Source organism: Actinophytocola gossypii, from assembly GCF_025165815.1.
In the GTDB taxonomy this organism is placed as follows: domain Bacteria; phylum Actinomycetota; class Actinomycetes; order Mycobacteriales; family Pseudonocardiaceae; genus Actinophytocola; species Actinophytocola gossypii.
In genome coordinates this window covers 123105-138708 of record NZ_JAFFZE010000017.1, presented here as the reverse complement: position 1 = coordinate 138708, position 15604 = coordinate 123105, and the positions used below count along the sequence as shown (strand labels likewise).

Sequence of the window (15604 nt, the reverse complement as noted above, 5' to 3'; positions counted from 1 at the left end):
CCGGGCAGACTTCCTGCCGCGACGAGTGGAGAGGACCCGGTGTGACCGACGTGCGCAGCCCCTGGACGGCCATGTGGGGCCTCTGCGCGTGCTTCTTCATGGTCATGCTCGACTCGACGATCGTCACCGTGGCCATTCCGGCGATGCTGGAGGGGCTTGACGCGAACCTCAACGAGGTCGTCTGGGTGAACAGCGTCTACCTGCTCGCCAACACCGTTCCGCTCCTGCTCACCGGACGGCTCGGCGACCGGTTCGGGCCCAAGCGGGTGCTGGTCGCCGGGCTGGTCGTGTTCACCGGCGCCTCGCTGTGGTGCGGGCTCGCCGACTCTCCTGGCACGCTCATCGCGGCGCGGGCGGTGCAGGGGCTCGGCGCGGCGGCGATGACGCCGCAGACGCTGTCGTTCATCACTCGGCTGTTCCCGCCCGAGAAGCGTGGGCTGCCGATCTCGGTGTGGGGGGCGGTCGCGGGGGTCGCGACGATCACCGGGCCGGTGCTGGGCGGGCTGCTGGTCGAGCACGTGGGGTGGCAGTGGATCTTCCTGGTCAACCTGCCGATCGGGGTGGTCAGCCTGGTCGTCGCGGTGGTGGCGTTGCCGGACTGGCGACCCCGGCGGTGGAACCGGTTCGACGTGCCGGGGGCGCTGCTGTGCTCCGGCGGGCTGCTCGCGGTCGTGTTCGGGGTGCAGAACGGGCAGCACTACCACTGGGGCACGATCGCCGGGCCGGTCGGTGTGCCGCACGTGATCGGGCTGGGGGTCGTGCTGCTCGGGTTGTTCGGGTGGCGGCAGGCGCGGTTCCGGCGGCGGACCGACGGTCTCGAGCCGCTGGTGCCGGTGAGGTTGTTCCGGGACCGGACGTTCGGGGCGGCGAACCTGACGCACGCGGCGCTCGGGTTCGCCACGACCGGGATGTTCCTGCCGCTCGTGCTCTACCTGCAGACGGTGCTGGGGTTGAGTCCGGTGGCCTCGAGCGTGCTCGCGCTGCCGATGGCGGGCGCCGCGGGGATCATGGCGATGGTCGCGGGGACCACCTGGACCCGGGTGGGTGCCAGGACGCTGGTCATCGGCGGGCTGTTGACGCTCGGGCTGGGAACCGGTGTGCTCGCCTGGCTGGCGGCGCCGGACACCGACCCGTGGTCGCTGGTGCCGTGGCTGGTCGTCGCGGGGGTCGGGATCGGGTGTGTGTTCGCGCCGCTGACCGCGGCCGCCACCGCCCGGCTGCCGGGTGACCTGGTCGGCGCGGCGTCGGGGGTGTTCAACACCTCCCGGCAGGTCGGCGGCGTCCTCGGCAGCGCGGCCGTCGGCATGCTGCTGCAGGTCGGGGTCGCGTTCGCGGTGCCGGACGCGGCCCGCACCTACGCCGAACGGCTGCCGCCGAGGTACCGGGAGGAGTTCGTCAGCCGGATCAGCGACGCGGCGAACACCGCGAGCCAGTTCGACAGCGCCACCCCGCCCGTGCCGTCGAACCTGGACCCCGACGTGGCCGACATCGTCCGGCGGATCGTCGTCGACGTCTTCCACGTCGGGTTCACCAACGCGGCGAAGGCGAGCCTGATGCTGCCGATCGCGATCCTGCTGCTCGGCGCCCTCGCCGCGACGGGCATCGTCCTGCCCCGGCACAGCCGCCGTGATCAGATCGCGAACTCGCCCCGGTAGCCGAAGTACCCGCCGCCGACCCCGTGCCGCAGGAAGACCTCGACCCTGGTCCCGTCCAGCACGTCGGTGGCCGGGGTCAGCCACGCGGAGGTCTTCTCGTAGCGCTTCCACGAGTTGCAGTAGTCGTTGCCCGAGGTCGGGTAGAAGCAGACCCTGGCGTAGACGTACGACCGGCCCCAGGTCGTGATCCGGAGATTGACGTCGTCGCACCGGCTCGTGGTCCGCCGGGGGGCGATGCCGATCCGGTCCCCGGCCGTGGCCCAGCTGACCCGCGCGCTCCAGCTCTCCGCTCCGCCGTAGCAGGACGCGGCCGCCCCTACCCCCTCGGCGGCCGACGCCGTGCCGGTGGCCAGCGGACTCAACGCCAGCACCACTCCCGCGATCGCGGCCGCGAATCTCTTCTTCATGGCCTCGACGCTAGGGAGCCGACGAGCCCGCGGGTGTCAGGCGAACGCCCGACTACTCTCCTTCCGTGCAGATGGTCCTCGCCTCCCAGTCCCCCGCCCGGCTCCAGGTGCTCCGTGCCGCCGGGGTCGAGCCCCTCGTGTACGTCTCCGGTGTCGACGAGGACGCCCTGATGGCCTCGCTGCCCGAGGAGGCAGGCCCGGAGTCGGTGGTGGTGGCGCTCGCCGAGGCGAAGGCGCGGACGGTGGCCGCCGCGGTCGCCGCCGAGTTGCCGGACTCGGTCGTCGTCGGGTGTGACTCGATGCTCGCGCACGACGGGCTGCTGGTCGGCAAGCCGGGCACCGCGGAGGTGGCCCGGCAGCGCTGGGTGGCCATGGGCGGCGGCACCGGCGAGCTGCTCACCGGGCACTGCGTGCTCCGCGTGCGGGGCGGCGCGGTCGGCGCGATCGCGTCCGGCACGGCGACCACCACGATCCGCTTCGGCGCGCCGAGCCCGGCCGAGATCGAGGCCTACCTGGCCACCGGCGAGCCGCTGAACGTCGCGGGCGGGTTCACCCTCGACGGGTACGGCGGCTGGTTCGTCGACGGCATCGACGGCGACCCGTCCAGCGTGATCGGCATCAGCCTGCCGCTCACCCGGCGGCTGCTGATCGAGGTCGGGGTGTCCGTGGTCGACCTGTGGACCGCCCGCGCCTAGCACTCCGACAGGTCGTCGCCCGAGAGCGTGACGTCGGGGTAGCCGGGCAGGTACTCGACGGCGTCGTAGTCGTCGGTGCAGCCCAGCTCCCCGCCGGTGGCGACCGCGAACACCTGGGCGAACACCGGCTCGCCGGCGCACTCGGCCCCGGTGCAGTCGTACTGCGCGGCGACCAGCTCGAGCCCGCTCTGCGTGCTGGTGACCTCGGACAGCGACAGATACCCGGCGCTGGACACGAACGGCTTGGTCAGCGAGCTCCACTTGCCCGACCGGCCGACGACGACCTGGCCGGCGAGCCCGCCCTCGTACTCGCCGCGCACCATGCACGCCGACATCGCTCTGGCCACGCACTGCAATGAGGACTTCGTCAGCGTGACCCCCAGGTCGGTGACCGTCACCTCGATCACCTCACTCGACTGCGGCCCGCCGATCCGCAGCCGCCCCGACCGGGCGCCGCTGTCGGCGACCAGCTCGACCGTCGTGCCGGCCACCGGCACCCGGTCCAGCACCTGGCACGGCTCGACGAGACACCCGCTCACCCCGACCGACGGTGACGGCGACGGGGGCGCCGGCGCCGACGAGACGGGCGCGTCGGCCGCCTGCCGCTCACGCACCACGGCGGCCCCGACCAGCGCGCCGACCGCCACCAGCGCGGTCAGCACCGCGGTCAGCACCACCGCGAACGGCGTCCTGCGCGCCACTCCCACCACCCCCGTCCCTCCTGGTCACGTGACCACGCTCTCGGTCCCGGAACCGCCGGGGATCCGTAGACTCCCCGGGTACCCAGTGTGCAGCGTGGCTCGTACCGACGAGGAGAAGGCGTGCCTGACCAGCTCAGCAAGGTCCTGATCGCCAACCGCGGAGAGATCGCCGTACGGGTGGTCCGGGCGTGCCGGGACGCCGGGCTGTCCAGTGTCGCGGTCTACGCGGACCCGGACCGGGACGCGGTGTTCACCCGGCTCGCCGACGAGGCGTTCGGGCTCGGCGGCAGCACGGCCGCGGAGAGCTACCTCGACATCGGCAAGCTGCTCGACGTCGCGGCGCGGTCCGGCGCGGACGCGGTGCACCCCGGCTACGGGTTCCTGTCCGAGAACGCCGACTTCGCCCAGGCCGTCATCGACGCGGGCCTGACCTGGATCGGGCCGGACCCGAAGGCCATCCGCGACCTCGGCGACAAGGTCACCGCCCGGCACATCGCGACCCGCGCGGGCGCGCCGCTGGTACCCGGCACGAAGGATCCGGTCGGCGGCCCGGACGAGGTGCTGGCGTTCGCCGAGGAGCACGGGCTGCCGGTGGCGATCAAGGCCGCGTTCGGCGGCGGCGGGCGCGGGCTGAAGGTCGCCCGCACCGCCGAGGAGATCCCGGAGCTGTTCGAGTCCGCGGTGCGCGAGGCGGTGGCCGCGTTCGGCCGGGGCGAGTGCTTCGTTGAGCGGTACCTGGACAAGCCGCGGCACGTCGAGGCGCAGGTGCTGGCCGACAAGCACGGCAACGTCGTGGTCGTCGGCACCCGCGACTGCTCGCTGCAGCGCCGGCACCAGAAGCTGGTCGAGGAGGCCCCGGCGCCGTTCCTGACCGACGCGCAGCGCGAGCAGATCCACGCCTCGGCGAAGGCCATCTGTCTGGCCGCCGGCTACTCCGGCGCCGGCACGGTGGAGTACCTGGTCGGCCTGGACGGCACGATCTCCTTCCTGGAGGTCAACACCCGGCTACAGGTGGAGCACCCGGTGTCGGAGGAGACCGCCGGGGTCGACCTGGTCCGCGAGCAGTTCCGGATCGCGGCCGGGGAGAAGCTCCGGTTCGACGAGGATCCCCCGCCCAGGGGTCACTCGATCGAGTTCCGGATCAACGGCGAGGACGCCGGCCGCAACTTCCTGCCGGCACCCGGCGTGGTCACCCGGTTCGTCGCGCCCGACGGGCCCGGCGTGCGGGTGGACAGCGGCGTCGAGTCCGGCACCGAGATCGGCGGGCAGTTCGACTCGCTGCTGGCCAAGGTGATCGTCACCGGCGAGGACCGGGAGCAGGCCCTGGCCCGGTCGCGGCGCGCGCTCGAGGAGATGGTCGTCGAGGGGATGGCGACCGTGCTGCCGTTCCACCGCGCGATCGTGTCCGACCCGGCGTTCGTCGGCGACGGCAAGACGTTCGCCGTGCACACGCGCTGGATCGAGACCGAGTTCGACAACACGATCGAGCCGTTCAACGGCGGCGCCGAGCCGGCCGAGGAGGAGGCGCGGCGGACGGTGGTCGTCGAGGTCGGTGGCCGCAGGCTGGAGGTCTCGCTGCCCGAGGGTCTCGCCGGCGGCGCGCCCGCCGGGCAGACCAGGGCGGCGGCCAAGCCGCGCAAGCGGGCCGCCGCCAAGGCGGCCGCGGTGTCCGGCGACGCGATCGCCGCGCCGATGCAGGGCACGATCGTCAAGATCGCCATCGAGGACGGCCAGCGGGTCGAGGCGGGCGACCTGGTCGTGGTGCTGGAGGCGATGAAGATGGAGAATCCGGTGACCGCGCACAAGCCGGGTACGGTCACCGGTCTCGCCGTGGCCGCGGGCGAGACCGTCACCCAGGGCAGCGTGCTCTGTGAGATCAAGGACTGAGATCCAGGACTGAGGCGGCCCGGGAGGGCGCTTGGCGGAGATCCGGGTGAGCTCGGCCGAGCGCGCGGACGCACTCGCCGCGCTCGGTGAACACCACTCCAACGGTCGCCTGACCCCGTCCGAGTACGAGCTGCGCTGCCGGCGGGCCACCGACGCCGTGCTCCGGCCAGAGCTCGAGGCCCTGTTCGACGACCTGCCGGCGCCGCACCCCGACCTGAGCACCTCGGTGGCGCCGCGCCGGGCGGTGCCGGCGTACCCGGAGTGGCCGGGCGGGCGGGAGCGCAGCCGGGCCACCCGGGTGCTGGACGCGGTCGGGGTGCTCGCGCTGCTCGTCGGCCTGCCGACCGCGATCGTGCTGACCGTGGCGGCCGGGCTGTGGTGGACGATCCTCGTGGCGGTCGGGGTCGCGGTGCTCGCGATGGTGCTGGGGATCGCGTTCACCAAGGACGTCACCGAGGGCGCCGCCGAAAGCTGAGAGTTTCTCAGCGGGATCGGACGTACGATCGAGGCGTGGCCGACTACCAACGCTCCAACATCCGGGTGAGCGACACCGAGCGGGAGGACGCGCTCGGCAAGCTCGGCCAGCACCTGAGCGAGGGTCGGCTCGACATCGACGAGTTCGGCGAACGCACGGCGAAGGTCACCGCCGCCAAGACCCGCGGCGAGCTGCTCGACCTGTTCGACGACCTGCCAGAGCCGCGCCCGGCGTTCGGCCGGCCCGGTCCGCCCCCGGTCACCCGCGCCGCCGCGCCACGCCCGGTGCGGACCGGTCCGGGGGTCGCCCAGGTGCTCGCCGGGGTGGCGGCGGTCGCGCTGGTGATCGGCCTGGTCGCCTGGATCAAGGTGTTCCCGCTGGTCTTCATGCTGCCGTTCATCTTCTTCTTCGTCAGTGGCGCCCGGTGGCGGCACGGGCATGGCCCACACGGCCGATGACGCTGCGCTGACCGCGTGCCTACTGGCAACTGATACGGGCCGATCGGTGGGTTGTCGCCGCCACCGGCCATTGCCACACTCTGAAAAAGATCTCACAAACTCGCGATGAACCGTCGAATCCGACCGTTGCGAACGGATAGAGTTCGACGGGACACGAGCGGATCTGGTTGGAGGGCGGCGTGGCGCACGGCGAGCACGGGCAGGACGACCGGAGCGACATCCTCCACGTCGATCCGGACGCCGTGCCGATGTTGCGCAACGCGTTCGCGGACGCGCTGGCGAAGGTCGACCGGCAGTTGACGCTGGCGGACGCGGAGCTGCGGGTCACCGCGTGGGCGGGCGACCCGGTCAGCCGGGAAGCGAGCGTCGCGTTCAACGAGCGGTCCGTGGACAGCCGGCGGTCGGCCGTCGACGCGCTGCGCGCCTACCGCGACCGGCTCTACGCCGCCGTGACCAATCTCGACCGGACCGCGGAGCAGTACCGCGAGGTCGACGGCGACGGCAAGGCGAACGTCGGCACGAAGGGCGCGCAGTGACCGAACCAACTCCGGAAGTGCCAGCCGGCGAGACGCCCCGGTGGCGCGGGCACACGCACAAGGAGCTGTACCTGATGCTGCACGAGGGCCCCGGCGCCGCGGCGTCGGCCGAGCCCTCGCGGCGGTGGCAGGAGATCGCGGCCGAGCTGGACGAGATCGGGCTCGACCTGCGCAAGGCGCTGGAGCAGTCGGGCGCCGGCTGGTCCGGCCGGGCCGCCGGGCGCGCGTACGACCGGCTGTCGGTCACCGCGGCCTGGGCGACCGAGACCAGCACCGCCGCCGCCCACATGCGCACCGCGGTCGAGGACCAGGGCGACCACATCGCGAAGGCCCGCGCGGACATGCCGCCCCCGGAGGACGTCCCGGCCACCGCGCCGGATCCGACCGTGGCTCCCGCGGCGCAGGTCGCCCGGACCCAGACCGACCTGGAAACCGCGGAGGCCTCGGCGAACTCGGCCGAGGAGCGCGCGTTCGAGGTGATGGCCGCCTACGAGCTGAACTCCGAGACCAACACCGCCGGGCTGTCGGTCTTCACCGACCCGCCCGAGCTGGTCGAGCGCGGCGAGATGCACCACGGCGGCGGGGTCGGCCACCACGAGGTCTCCCGGCCGTCCTGGCTGCTCGGCTGGCTCCGGCCACGGCGCCAGGAGCACCGCAGGCCGTGGTGGCACCACTTCGTCGGCGGCGACCGCTGGGAGGCGCCGACCACGAGCTCGTCGGCGCCGGTGCTCGAGCAGCCGGCGCCGCGCGCCCCCGCGCCTGCCCCGGCACCGACCCCGCCCGCCCCGGCCCCCAACCCCGGTGGCTTCAGCGGCGCGGTGCTCGCGCCGGTCGCCCCCGACTCGGAGGAACGCCGGCGCAAGCCGAACCGCTCCACCGCCGTCGTGTCCGGCGGCTCGGCGCCAGCGCCCTCGGCCCCGGCGCCGAAGCTGGGCGCCGACCTCAACGCGGCCGCGGCGAGCCAGGTCGCGGCGACCGCGCACCACACCAACGCCCCGGTGGCGCCGACCACCGCGGCTCCGGTCGCCCACCAGGACCGGATGGCCCTGCGCCGGTTCGGGGTGGAGGCGATCGGGTCGAGCCAGTGGTTCGGCGACGACGAGGAGCCGGTGGTGGGCGAGTCCCCGCGCCGGCGCTGGGACCTGCGCGAGCCAGCGGGCGGGGTGACCGAGGCGGTGTCTATTCTCGGCGAGGAGCACCAGCTCCCGCCCACCGTGATCGGAGACGGCCACACCCCGCGATGAAGCCAGCATGACCGGTCTGTTCGCCGAGACCACCGACGATCCGCTGACCATCTCGGCCCTCGAGTTCGACGTGCTCTGGGAACACTGCGCGCTGGACGCGATGCCGCTGGTGCTCAAGGTGCCGTCACCCGGACGGACCGAGGAGGAGCGGGCCAAGCTGGTGCGCTCGGTGTGGGCGTCGCTGGAGGAGCGCGGCCTCGGCGGGCCGGTCGAGCTGGACCGGCGGCTCGAGCACCTGCTGTCGCTGCTGCGCCGCCCGGACCGGGAGATCGACGGGCGGCTGTGGATCGGGTCGCCGCTGCGCGTGTTCGCCGCCGCCACCGGTGACGAGGCGGTGCTGGCGACGCTGTCCGGGTCGACCATGACCCTCCGGTACGCCGACGCGACCGGACTGCCCCGGTTCGCGCTGTCGGTGCTGCCCGGCGCGCCGGCCGGCCCCGGCCGCTCCCTGACCCTGCCCACCGCCGACTTCGAGGCCGCGGCCGAGGCGGCGAACGAGCGGGAGCGGTTCGAGGCGGCCCTCCTCGCCAGGGGCATCCGCCCCACCGACGCCCGCGACCTGGCCGAGATGATCGGCGACGTGGTCAACCAGGGCCAGTTCGGCAGCGCGGTCCGCGACCGCTGGGGCCGCCGCGTCCGGGCCCCGCGCGTCGTCAGCTTCTTCGACACCGCCGCCGGCCGCTACCTCCAACTACGCCGCGCCGATGACGACTCCGAACCCTGGACCACCATCTCCCCCGCCGACCCCCGCCGCATGCTCCAACACCTCACCACCCTCCACGACGAGCAGCGCTGACCCCGCGAGTCGTACCCTCCCGTCCCGCGAGTCGTACCCTCCCGTCCCGCGAGTCGTACGTTCGCGGGGGCGGGGGCGGGGGTCGCGGGCAGGGGTCGCGGGCAGGGGTCGCGGGCAGGGGTCGCGGGCAGGGGTCGCGGGCAGGGGTCGCGGCGCGGCGCGGGGTCAGGTGGCCGGTTCGGGTTCCTTGAGCGCGGGGCGGGCCTCGGGAGCGGCGGAGCGGCGGGCGTCGGCGGCGTGGTCGTCCGGCTCGGTCTGGGAGTCACGTTCGGCGGTGACGCGGGCGGTGTAGACCTCGATCTCACGCCGTACCGTCTCGGCGTCCCAGCCGAGGACCTCGCCCATCAGCTCGGCCACCTGTTCGGCACAGTCGACGCCGCGGTGCGGGTACTCGATCGAGATGCGGGTGCGGCGGGCCAACGTGTCCTCCACGTGCAGGGCGCCCTCGTGGCTGGCCGCGTACACCACCTCGACGCCCAGGTAGTCGGGGGCCGCGTCCAACGGGCGCAGCCACTCCGGGCGGTCCTCCGCGAGCGCCAGCACCTCGTGCACCAGCGAGCCGTACCGGTCCAGCAGGTGCCGCACCCGGTACGGGTGCAGGCCGTGCCGCGCCCCCAGCTGGTCCACCTGGTTCACCAGCGCGTGGTACCCGTCCGCGCCGAGCAGCGGCACCTTGTCGGTGATCGACGACTGCAACCGCCCTGGCAGGTCCGCCGCCGCCGCGTCCACCGCGTCGGCCGCCATCACCCGGTACGTCGTGTACTTGCCGCCGGCGATCGCGACCAGGCCCGGCGCCACCCTGGCCACCGCGTGCTCCCGGGACAGCTTCGAGGTCTCCTCGCTCTCCCCGGCCAGCAGCGGGCGCAGACCGGCGTAGACGCCCTCGATGTCGTCCTGGGTCAGCGGGGTCGCCAGTACCTCGTTGACGTGGTCGAGGATGTAGTCGATGTCGTGCTGGGTGGCCGCCGGGTGCGCCAGGTCCAGGTTCCACTCGGTGTCGGTCGTGCCGACGATCCAGTGGTTGCGCCACGGGATCACGAACAGCACCGACTTCTCGGTACGCAGGATCAGCCCCGACTCCGACACGATCCGGTCCCTCGGCACGACGATGTGCACGCCCTTCGACGCCTGCACCCGGAACCGGCCGCGCGACCCGGACAGCCGCTGCAGCTCGTCGGTCCACACGCCGGTGCAGTTGATCACCGCGTTGGCCTGGACCTCCTGCTCGCGCCCGTTCTCCACGTCGTGCACGCGCACCCCGGCCACCCGGTCCGCCTCGCGGACGAAGCCGACGACCTGGGTCGAGGTGCGGATCACCGCGCCGTAGTGGGCGGCGGTGCGGGCCAGGGTCATCGTGTGCCTGGCGTCGTCGGCCTGCGCGTCGAAGTACCGGATGCCGCCGATCAACGCCGACCGCTTGAGCGCCGGCACCATCCGCAGCGCGCCGGCGCGGGAGAGGTGCTTCTGCCCGGGCACCGACCGGGCACCGCCCATGGTGTCGTACAGGAACAGGCCGGCCGCGGTGTACGGGCGCTCCCAGACGCGGTGGGTCAGCGGGTACAGGAAGCTCACCGGCTTGACCAGGTGCGGCGCGATCCGGGTGAGCATCAGCTCCCGTTCCCGCAGGGCCTCGCGTACCAGGCCGAACTCCAGCTGCTCCAGGTACCGCAGTCCGCCGTGGAACAGCTTGCTGGACCGGCTCGACGTGCCGGACGCGAGGTCGCGCGCCTCGACCAGCGCCACCCGCAGCCCTCTGGTCGCCGCGTCGAGCGCGGTTCCGGCGCCGACCACGCCGCCACCGATCACCACCAGGTCGAACATTTCCGAACCCAGCCGCTGCCAGGTCTGCTCGCGCTCCTCGGTGCCGAGCCTGCCACCGATGGTGTCCGAAGTGGAGTGCGCGTCGCGGTCGTTCACGGCCCCTCCTCGCCTAGCTGCCGCCGGGACGAGATCCACGCTACCGGGCGTACGTCCGACTAGCCCGTTTCACACCGCCGGACGCCGTCTGGACAAGTTGACCTTGAGTCCCGTAGCGTCCGGAACCGCTCAGGGTAGGCACCGGCGCCCCACCCTTCAGGCCCCCAGCCACCAGGTCGCGGCGCCTACCACTTCGGTGCGAAGGAGTGGTCGTGGAGCTGTCTTTTGGCGAGATCTTCCTCTGGGAACTGATGGGCACCGCGGCGCTGACGCTGCTGGGTTGCGGTGTCGTGGCGAACAACGTCCTCAAGCGCACCATCGGGAACACGAGCGGTTTCCTGATGGTCACGATCGGTTGGGGCTTCGCGGTGTTCGTCGGCGCGAGCATCGCCAACCCCACCGGCGGGCACCTCAACCCCGCCGTCACCCTCGGCCTGGTCAGCGCCGGCAAGACGGAGTGGGCCGACGTGCCGGCCTACCTGCTGGGCGAGATGGTCGGCGCGTTCCTCGGCGCCGTGCTGGTGTGGGCCGCGTACAAGCTGCAGTTCGACACCCACGACGACCCGGCGAACACGCTCGGCATCTTCTCCACCGGCCCGACCGTGCGGAACTACGGCTGGAACCTGGTCACCGAGTTCATCGGCACGTTCGTGCTGGTGTTCTGGATCCTGCTCAGCCCGGTCTTCTCCCAGAGCGAGGACGGCCTGCCGACGTTCGGCAACTCCGCGCTCGGCTACGCCGGGGTGGCGTTCGTCGTCATCGTCATCGGCACCTCGCTCGGCGGGCCGACCGGGTACGCCATCAACCCGGCCCGCGACCTCGGCCCCCGCATCGCCTACGCGATCCTGCCGATCAAGGGCAAGGGGAGCCCGGACTGGGCATACTCGTGGGTCCCGGTGGTCGGGCCGATCGCCGGCGGTGCCGTCGCCGGGCTCGTCTTCCAGCTCCTGCCCGCCACGTCCTGAACAGAGAAGAGGCGCACCCCATGACGAACTACGTGGCCGCGATCGACCAGGGCACCACGTCCACCCGCTGCATGATCTTCAGCCACGCCGGCGAGGTCGTCGCGGTCGACCAGATGGAGCACCAGCAGATCTTCCCGCGCGCCGGATGGGTCGAGCACGACCCGGCGGAGGTGTGGGGCAACACCAGGAAGGTCGCCGCGGGCGCGCTCGCGAAGGCGGACCTGGACGCGTCGGACATCGCCGCGATCGGCATCACCAACCAGCGGGAGACCGCGGTGGTGTGGGAGAAGGCGACCGGCAAGCCGGTCTACAACGCGATCGTCTGGCAGGACACCAGGACCGACAAGATCTGTGACGAGCTGGCCGCGCTCGGCGGCGGGCAGGAGCGGTACAAGGCCAAGACCGGGCTGCCGCTGGCCACCTACTTCTCCGGGCCCAAGATCCGCTGGATCCTGGACAACGTGGACGGCGCGCGGGAGCGGGCCGAGGCGGGCGAGCTGCTGTTCGGCAACATGGACACCTGGCTGCTGTGGAACATGACCGGCGGGCCGAACGGCGGCGTACACGTCACCGACCCGACGAACGCGTCCCGCACGCTGCTGATGGACCTGTCCACCCTGTCCTGGGACGCCGACATCGCGGCGGACATGGGCGTGCCGCTGTCGATGCTGCCGGAGATCCGGTCGTCGTCGGAGGAGTACGGCAAGGTCCGGGAGCGCGGGGCGTTCGCCGGGGTGCCGATCGCCGGCATCCTCGGTGACCAGCAGGCGGCGACGTTCGGGCAGGCGTGCCTGTCGGTCGGCGAGGCGAAGAACACCTACGGCACCGGCAACTTCGTGCTGCTCAACACCGGCACCGAGCAGGTGGCGTCGGAGAACGGGCTGCTCACCACGGTCTGCTACAAGATCGGCTCGCAGGACACGGTGTACGCGCTGGAGGGCTCGATCGCGGTCACCGGGTCGCTGGTGCAGTGGATCCGGGACAACCTGGGCATGATCGCGTCGGCGCCGGAGATCGAGGAGCACGCGCGCAAGGTCGAGGACAACGGTGGCTGCTACTTCGTGCCGGCGTTCTCCGGGCTGTTCGCGCCGTACTGGCGGTCGGACGCGCGCGGCGCGATCGTCGGGCTGACCCGGTTCGTGAACAAGGGACACCTGGCGCGGGCGGTGCTGGAGGCGACCGCGTTCCAGTCCCGCGAGGTGATCGACGCGATGAACGCGGACTCGGGTGTGCCGCTGAAGTCGCTGAAGGTCGACGGCGGGATGGTCGGCAACGAGCTGCTGATGCAGTTCCAGGCCGACATCCTGGGCGTCCCGGTGATCCGCCCGGTGGTCGCGGAGACGACGGCCCTCGGCGCCGCCTACGCGGCCGGTCTGGCGGTCGGCTTCTGGGCCGGCGAGGACGACATCCGCAACAACTGGGCCAAGGACAAGGAGTGGACCCCGTCGATGGACGACGCGGACCGCGACAGGACGTTCGCCCAGTGGAAGAAGGCCGTCACCCGCACCTTCGACTGGGCCGAGTGACCCCGCGAGTCGTACCGTCCCGTCCAGCGAGTCGTACGTTCCGGGAACGTACGACTCGCGCGACGGGAAGGTACGACTCGCGCGACGGGAAGGTACGACTCGCGGTTAGTCCAGGTCGTCGTGGCGCATGAGGCGGCGGCCGGCTTCGGTGATGGAGCCGGACAGGGACGGGTAGACCGAGAACGTGGTGGCCAGGTGCTCGACGGTGAGCTGGTTCTGGACGGCGAGGGCGATGGGGAGGATCAGCTCGCTCGCCGTCGGGGCCACGACCACGCCGCCGATGACGACACCTGTGGCGGGGCGGCAGAACAGCTTGACGAAGCCGCGGTGCAGGCCCTCCATCTTGGCGCGGGCGTTGGTGGCCAGGGGGAGGACGATGGTGCGGGCGGGGACCTCGCCGGAGTCGATGGCCTGCTGGCTGATGCCGACGGTGGCGATCTCCGGGTGGGTGAAGACGTTGGCGGCCACGGTTTTGAGCTTGATGGGCGCGACGCCTTCGCCCAGGGCGTGCCACATCGCGATCCGGCCCTGCATGGCGGCGACGGAGGCGAGCATCAGCAGGCCGGTGCAGTCGCCGGCCGCGTAGACGCCGGGCACGCTGGTGCGGGACACGCGGTCGACCTGGACGAAGCCGCCCTGGGCGGTCCGCAGGCCGAGCTTGTCCAGGCCGATGCCCTCGGTGTTGGGCACCGAGCCGACGGTCATCAGGGCGTGGCTGGCCTCGACGGTCTGACCGCCGCGCAGGTGCACGACCACGCCCTTGCCGGTGCGCTCCACCCGCTCGGCCCGCGCGTGCTTGACCACCTCGGTGCCGCGCGCGGCGTAGACGTCCTCCAGCACCGCCGCGGCGTCGGCGTCCTCGTGCGGCAGCACCCGGTCGCGGCTGGAGATCAGCGTGACCCGCACGCCCATCTCGGTGTACGCGGACACGAACTCCGCGCCGGTGACCCCGGAGCCCACCACGACCAGGTGCTCCGGCAGCTCCGGCAGGTCGTAGAGCTGCCGCCAGTCGAGGATCCGCTCGCCGTCCGGCTCCGCCCCGGGCAGTACCCGGGGGGTCGCGCCGGTGGCGATCAGCACCACGTCCGCGTCGAGCTTCTCCACCTCGCCGTCGTGTCCGATCGCGGCGACCTGGTGGGCGGCGAGGCCGGTGCGCTCGTCGCAGAACTTCGCGGTGCCGTTGATCACCCGGACGCCCTCGCGCTGCACCCGGTTGCGCACGTCCGCGGACTGGGCGAGCGCGAGCCCCTTCACCCGTCCGTGTACGACCGGCAGGTCGACCGGCGGCACGTGGCTGCCGGTGCGGATGCCGAGCTCGTCGGCACTGTGGAAGCTCGACCTCGCCCCGGCGGAGGCGATGAACGTCTTGGACGGAACGCAGTCGTAGAGCACACACGCGCCGCCCAGCCCGTCCCGCTCGACGACCGTGACGTCGGCGCCGTGCTGCGCGGCGACCAGCGCGGCCTCGTACCCCGCCGGACCGCCGCCCATGATCACGATGCGAGTCATGCCCCAACCGTACGCGGGCGGGATGAACGGAACACGCTGACGCCCGTGACGGCGCGCCTGGTCCGAGGTATCGCTACGCTGTCGGCGTGCCGCTCTACGCCGCGTACGGGTCCAACATGGATCCAGCCCAGATGATGGAGCGAGCGCCGCACTCGCCGATGGCGGGGACCGGCTGGCTCGTGGGATGGCGGCTGACCTTCGGCGGGGAGGACATCGGCTGGGAGGGCGCGCTCGCCACCATCGTCGAGGAGCCCGGCTCGCAGGTCTTCGTCGTGCTCTACGACGTGACGCCGGAGGACGAGGCCCGGCTCGACCGGTGGGAGGGCTCGGAGCTGGGCCTGCACTCGAAGATCCGGCTCCGGGTGCAGACGCTCGAGGGCTCGCTGCTGTCCTGGCTGTACGTGCTGGACGCCTACGAGGGCGGGCTGCCGTCCGCCCGGTACCTCGGGGTGGTCTCCGACGCCGCCGAGGCGGCCGGGGCACCGGCGGACTACGTCGCCGACCTGCGGATCCGCCCCTGTCAGGGCATCGGGCCGTAGCCGTGAGCCGGCACGGTGTGAAACAGCTCCCGCGCACGGGACACGGTGACGCGCTGTGCAAGCACCTCAGCCCGGGCTCGTGCACCCGCTGGTGTTCCTACGGGCGGTTCGTGAAGGTGTGCCTCGCGCTGGTCGTGGTGATCGGCGGGTTCGCCGCGCTCAGCCTGTTCCTCGACGAGTCGGGCGGGCTGGAGCGGCTGGTGGACGCCGGCATCGCGCTCGGCTGCTACACGCTGTTCACGGTCACCCTGATCACGGTCGCCGGTCGCCGCGACCAGGGTGACCACTACTAGC

General features: G+C 72.5%; 16 protein-coding genes. 12 read left to right on the top strand and 4 right to left on the bottom strand.

Going from position 1 to position 15604, the window contains the following annotated elements; translation table 11 throughout:
- The first annotated feature begins 41 nt into the window (after nucleotides 1–41).
- On the top strand, nucleotides 42–1655 hold the full coding sequence (locus JT362_RS24210; RefSeq protein ID WP_260193981.1) for an MFS transporter: 1614 nt from the start codon (nucleotides 42–44) through the stop codon (nucleotides 1653–1655).
- On the opposite strand, the gene JT362_RS24205 is transcribed toward JT362_RS24210, so the two are convergent.
- Nucleotides 1631–2062 carry a hypothetical protein gene (locus JT362_RS24205; RefSeq protein WP_260193980.1) on the bottom strand — a complete coding sequence of 144 codons (432 nt, stop codon included), beginning with the start codon at nucleotides 2060–2062 and terminating at the stop codon, nucleotides 1631–1633. The two genes, JT362_RS24210 and JT362_RS24205, sit on opposite strands and share 25 nt — an antisense overlap.
- Before the next feature lie 65 nt (nucleotides 2063–2127).
- Between JT362_RS24205 and JT362_RS24200 the strand changes: the two genes are divergently transcribed.
- Nucleotides 2128–2757: a Maf family protein gene (locus tag JT362_RS24200; RefSeq protein WP_260193979.1), complete on the top strand. Its 630-nt coding sequence runs from the start codon at nucleotides 2128–2130 to the stop codon at nucleotides 2755–2757.
- On the opposite strand, the gene JT362_RS24195 is transcribed toward JT362_RS24200, so the two are convergent.
- Nucleotides 2754–3458: a hypothetical protein gene (locus JT362_RS24195; RefSeq protein WP_260193978.1), complete on the bottom strand. Its 705-nt coding sequence runs from the start codon at nucleotides 3456–3458 to the stop codon at nucleotides 2754–2756. The two genes, JT362_RS24200 and JT362_RS24195, sit on opposite strands and share 4 nt — an antisense overlap.
- 120 nt (nucleotides 3459–3578) lie before the next feature.
- Here JT362_RS24195 and JT362_RS24190 point away from each other — a divergent pair, with 120 nt between their 5' ends.
- From JT362_RS24190 to JT362_RS24165, 6 genes are all read left to right on the top strand, one after another.
- Nucleotides 3579–5345 carry an acetyl/propionyl/methylcrotonyl-CoA carboxylase subunit alpha gene (locus JT362_RS24190; RefSeq protein WP_260193977.1) on the top strand — a complete coding sequence of 589 codons (1767 nt, stop codon included), beginning with the start codon at nucleotides 3579–3581 and terminating at the stop codon, nucleotides 5343–5345.
- Between the two features lie 31 nt (nucleotides 5346–5376).
- A complete protein-coding gene (locus tag JT362_RS24185) occupies nucleotides 5377–5820 on the top strand; it encodes a DUF1707 SHOCT-like domain-containing protein (protein ID WP_260193976.1) in 444 nt (147 codons plus the stop codon).
- A 35-nt stretch (nucleotides 5821–5855) separates the two neighbouring features.
- Nucleotides 5856–6278 carry a DUF1707 SHOCT-like domain-containing protein gene (locus tag JT362_RS24180; protein ID WP_260193975.1) on the top strand — a complete coding sequence of 141 codons (423 nt, stop codon included), beginning with the start codon at nucleotides 5856–5858 and terminating at the stop codon, nucleotides 6276–6278.
- A gap of 179 nt (nucleotides 6279–6457) precedes the next feature.
- The gene (locus JT362_RS24175; RefSeq protein WP_260193974.1) at nucleotides 6458–6814 is read left to right on the top strand and encodes a transcriptional regulator; all 357 of its coding nucleotides are present in this window, start codon (nucleotides 6458–6460) and stop codon (nucleotides 6812–6814) included.
- A complete protein-coding gene (locus tag JT362_RS24170; RefSeq protein WP_260193973.1) occupies nucleotides 6811–8058 on the top strand; it encodes a PPE domain-containing protein in 1248 nt (415 codons plus the stop codon). The genes JT362_RS24175 and JT362_RS24170 overlap by 4 nt, the downstream gene beginning before the upstream one ends.
- 7 nt (nucleotides 8059–8065) lie before the next feature.
- Nucleotides 8066–8854, top strand: a complete 789-nt coding sequence (locus JT362_RS24165; protein WP_260193972.1) for an ESX secretion-associated protein EspG — start codon at nucleotides 8066–8068, stop codon at nucleotides 8852–8854.
- A 165-nt stretch (nucleotides 8855–9019) separates the two neighbouring features.
- Here JT362_RS24165 and JT362_RS24160 read toward each other — a convergent pair whose 3' ends face one another.
- A complete protein-coding gene (locus JT362_RS24160) occupies nucleotides 9020–10675 on the bottom strand; it encodes a glycerol-3-phosphate dehydrogenase/oxidase (protein WP_260194146.1) in 1656 nt (551 codons plus the stop codon).
- 314 nt (nucleotides 10676–10989) lie between these two features.
- On the opposite strand from JT362_RS24160, the gene JT362_RS24155 reads away from it, so the two are divergent.
- Both JT362_RS24155 and glpK read left to right on the top strand, forming a co-directional pair.
- Complete coding sequence (locus JT362_RS24155; RefSeq protein WP_260194145.1) at nucleotides 10990–11736, top strand: MIP/aquaporin family protein; 747 nt, start codon at nucleotides 10990–10992, stop codon at nucleotides 11734–11736.
- Between the two features lie 20 nt (nucleotides 11737–11756).
- Nucleotides 11757–13262, top strand: coding sequence for a glycerol kinase GlpK (gene glpK, locus JT362_RS24150; RefSeq protein ID WP_260193971.1), 1506 nt, complete (start codon nucleotides 11757–11759; stop codon nucleotides 13260–13262).
- Between the two features lie 105 nt (nucleotides 13263–13367).
- Here glpK and JT362_RS24145 read toward each other — a convergent pair whose 3' ends face one another.
- Nucleotides 13368–14771, bottom strand: coding sequence for an NAD(P)H-quinone dehydrogenase (locus JT362_RS24145; protein WP_260193970.1), 1404 nt, complete (start codon nucleotides 14769–14771; stop codon nucleotides 13368–13370).
- A gap of 86 nt (nucleotides 14772–14857) precedes the next feature.
- Here JT362_RS24145 and JT362_RS24140 point away from each other — a divergent pair, with 86 nt between their 5' ends.
- Both JT362_RS24140 and JT362_RS24135 read left to right on the top strand, forming a co-directional pair.
- Complete coding sequence (locus tag JT362_RS24140) at nucleotides 14858–15310, top strand: gamma-glutamylcyclotransferase (protein WP_260193969.1); 453 nt, start codon at nucleotides 14858–14860, stop codon at nucleotides 15308–15310.
- A 17-nt stretch (nucleotides 15311–15327) separates the two neighbouring features.
- Nucleotides 15328–15603 carry a hypothetical protein gene (locus JT362_RS24135; RefSeq protein WP_260193967.1) on the top strand — a complete coding sequence of 92 codons (276 nt, stop codon included), beginning with the start codon at nucleotides 15328–15330 and terminating at the stop codon, nucleotides 15601–15603.
- Nucleotide 15604: the final 1 nt, after the last annotated feature.

Coding starts and splice junctions, on each gene's coding strand:
- JT362_RS24205 (WP_260193980.1), bottom strand. CDS start 2,062: ATGAAGAAGAGATTCGCGGCCGCGATCGCGGGAGTGGTGCTGGCGTTG.
- JT362_RS24165 (WP_260193972.1), top strand. CDS start 8,066: ATGACCGGTCTGTTCGCCGAGACCACCGACGATCCGCTGACCATCTCG.
- JT362_RS24160 (WP_260194146.1), bottom strand. CDS start 10,675: ATGTTCGACCTGGTGGTGATCGGTGGCGGCGTGGTCGGCGCCGGAACC.
- glpK (WP_260193971.1), top strand. CDS start 11,757: ATGACGAACTACGTGGCCGCGATCGACCAGGGCACCACGTCCACCCGC.
- JT362_RS24145 (WP_260193970.1), bottom strand. CDS start 14,771: ATGACTCGCATCGTGATCATGGGCGGCGGTCCGGCGGGGTACGAGGCC.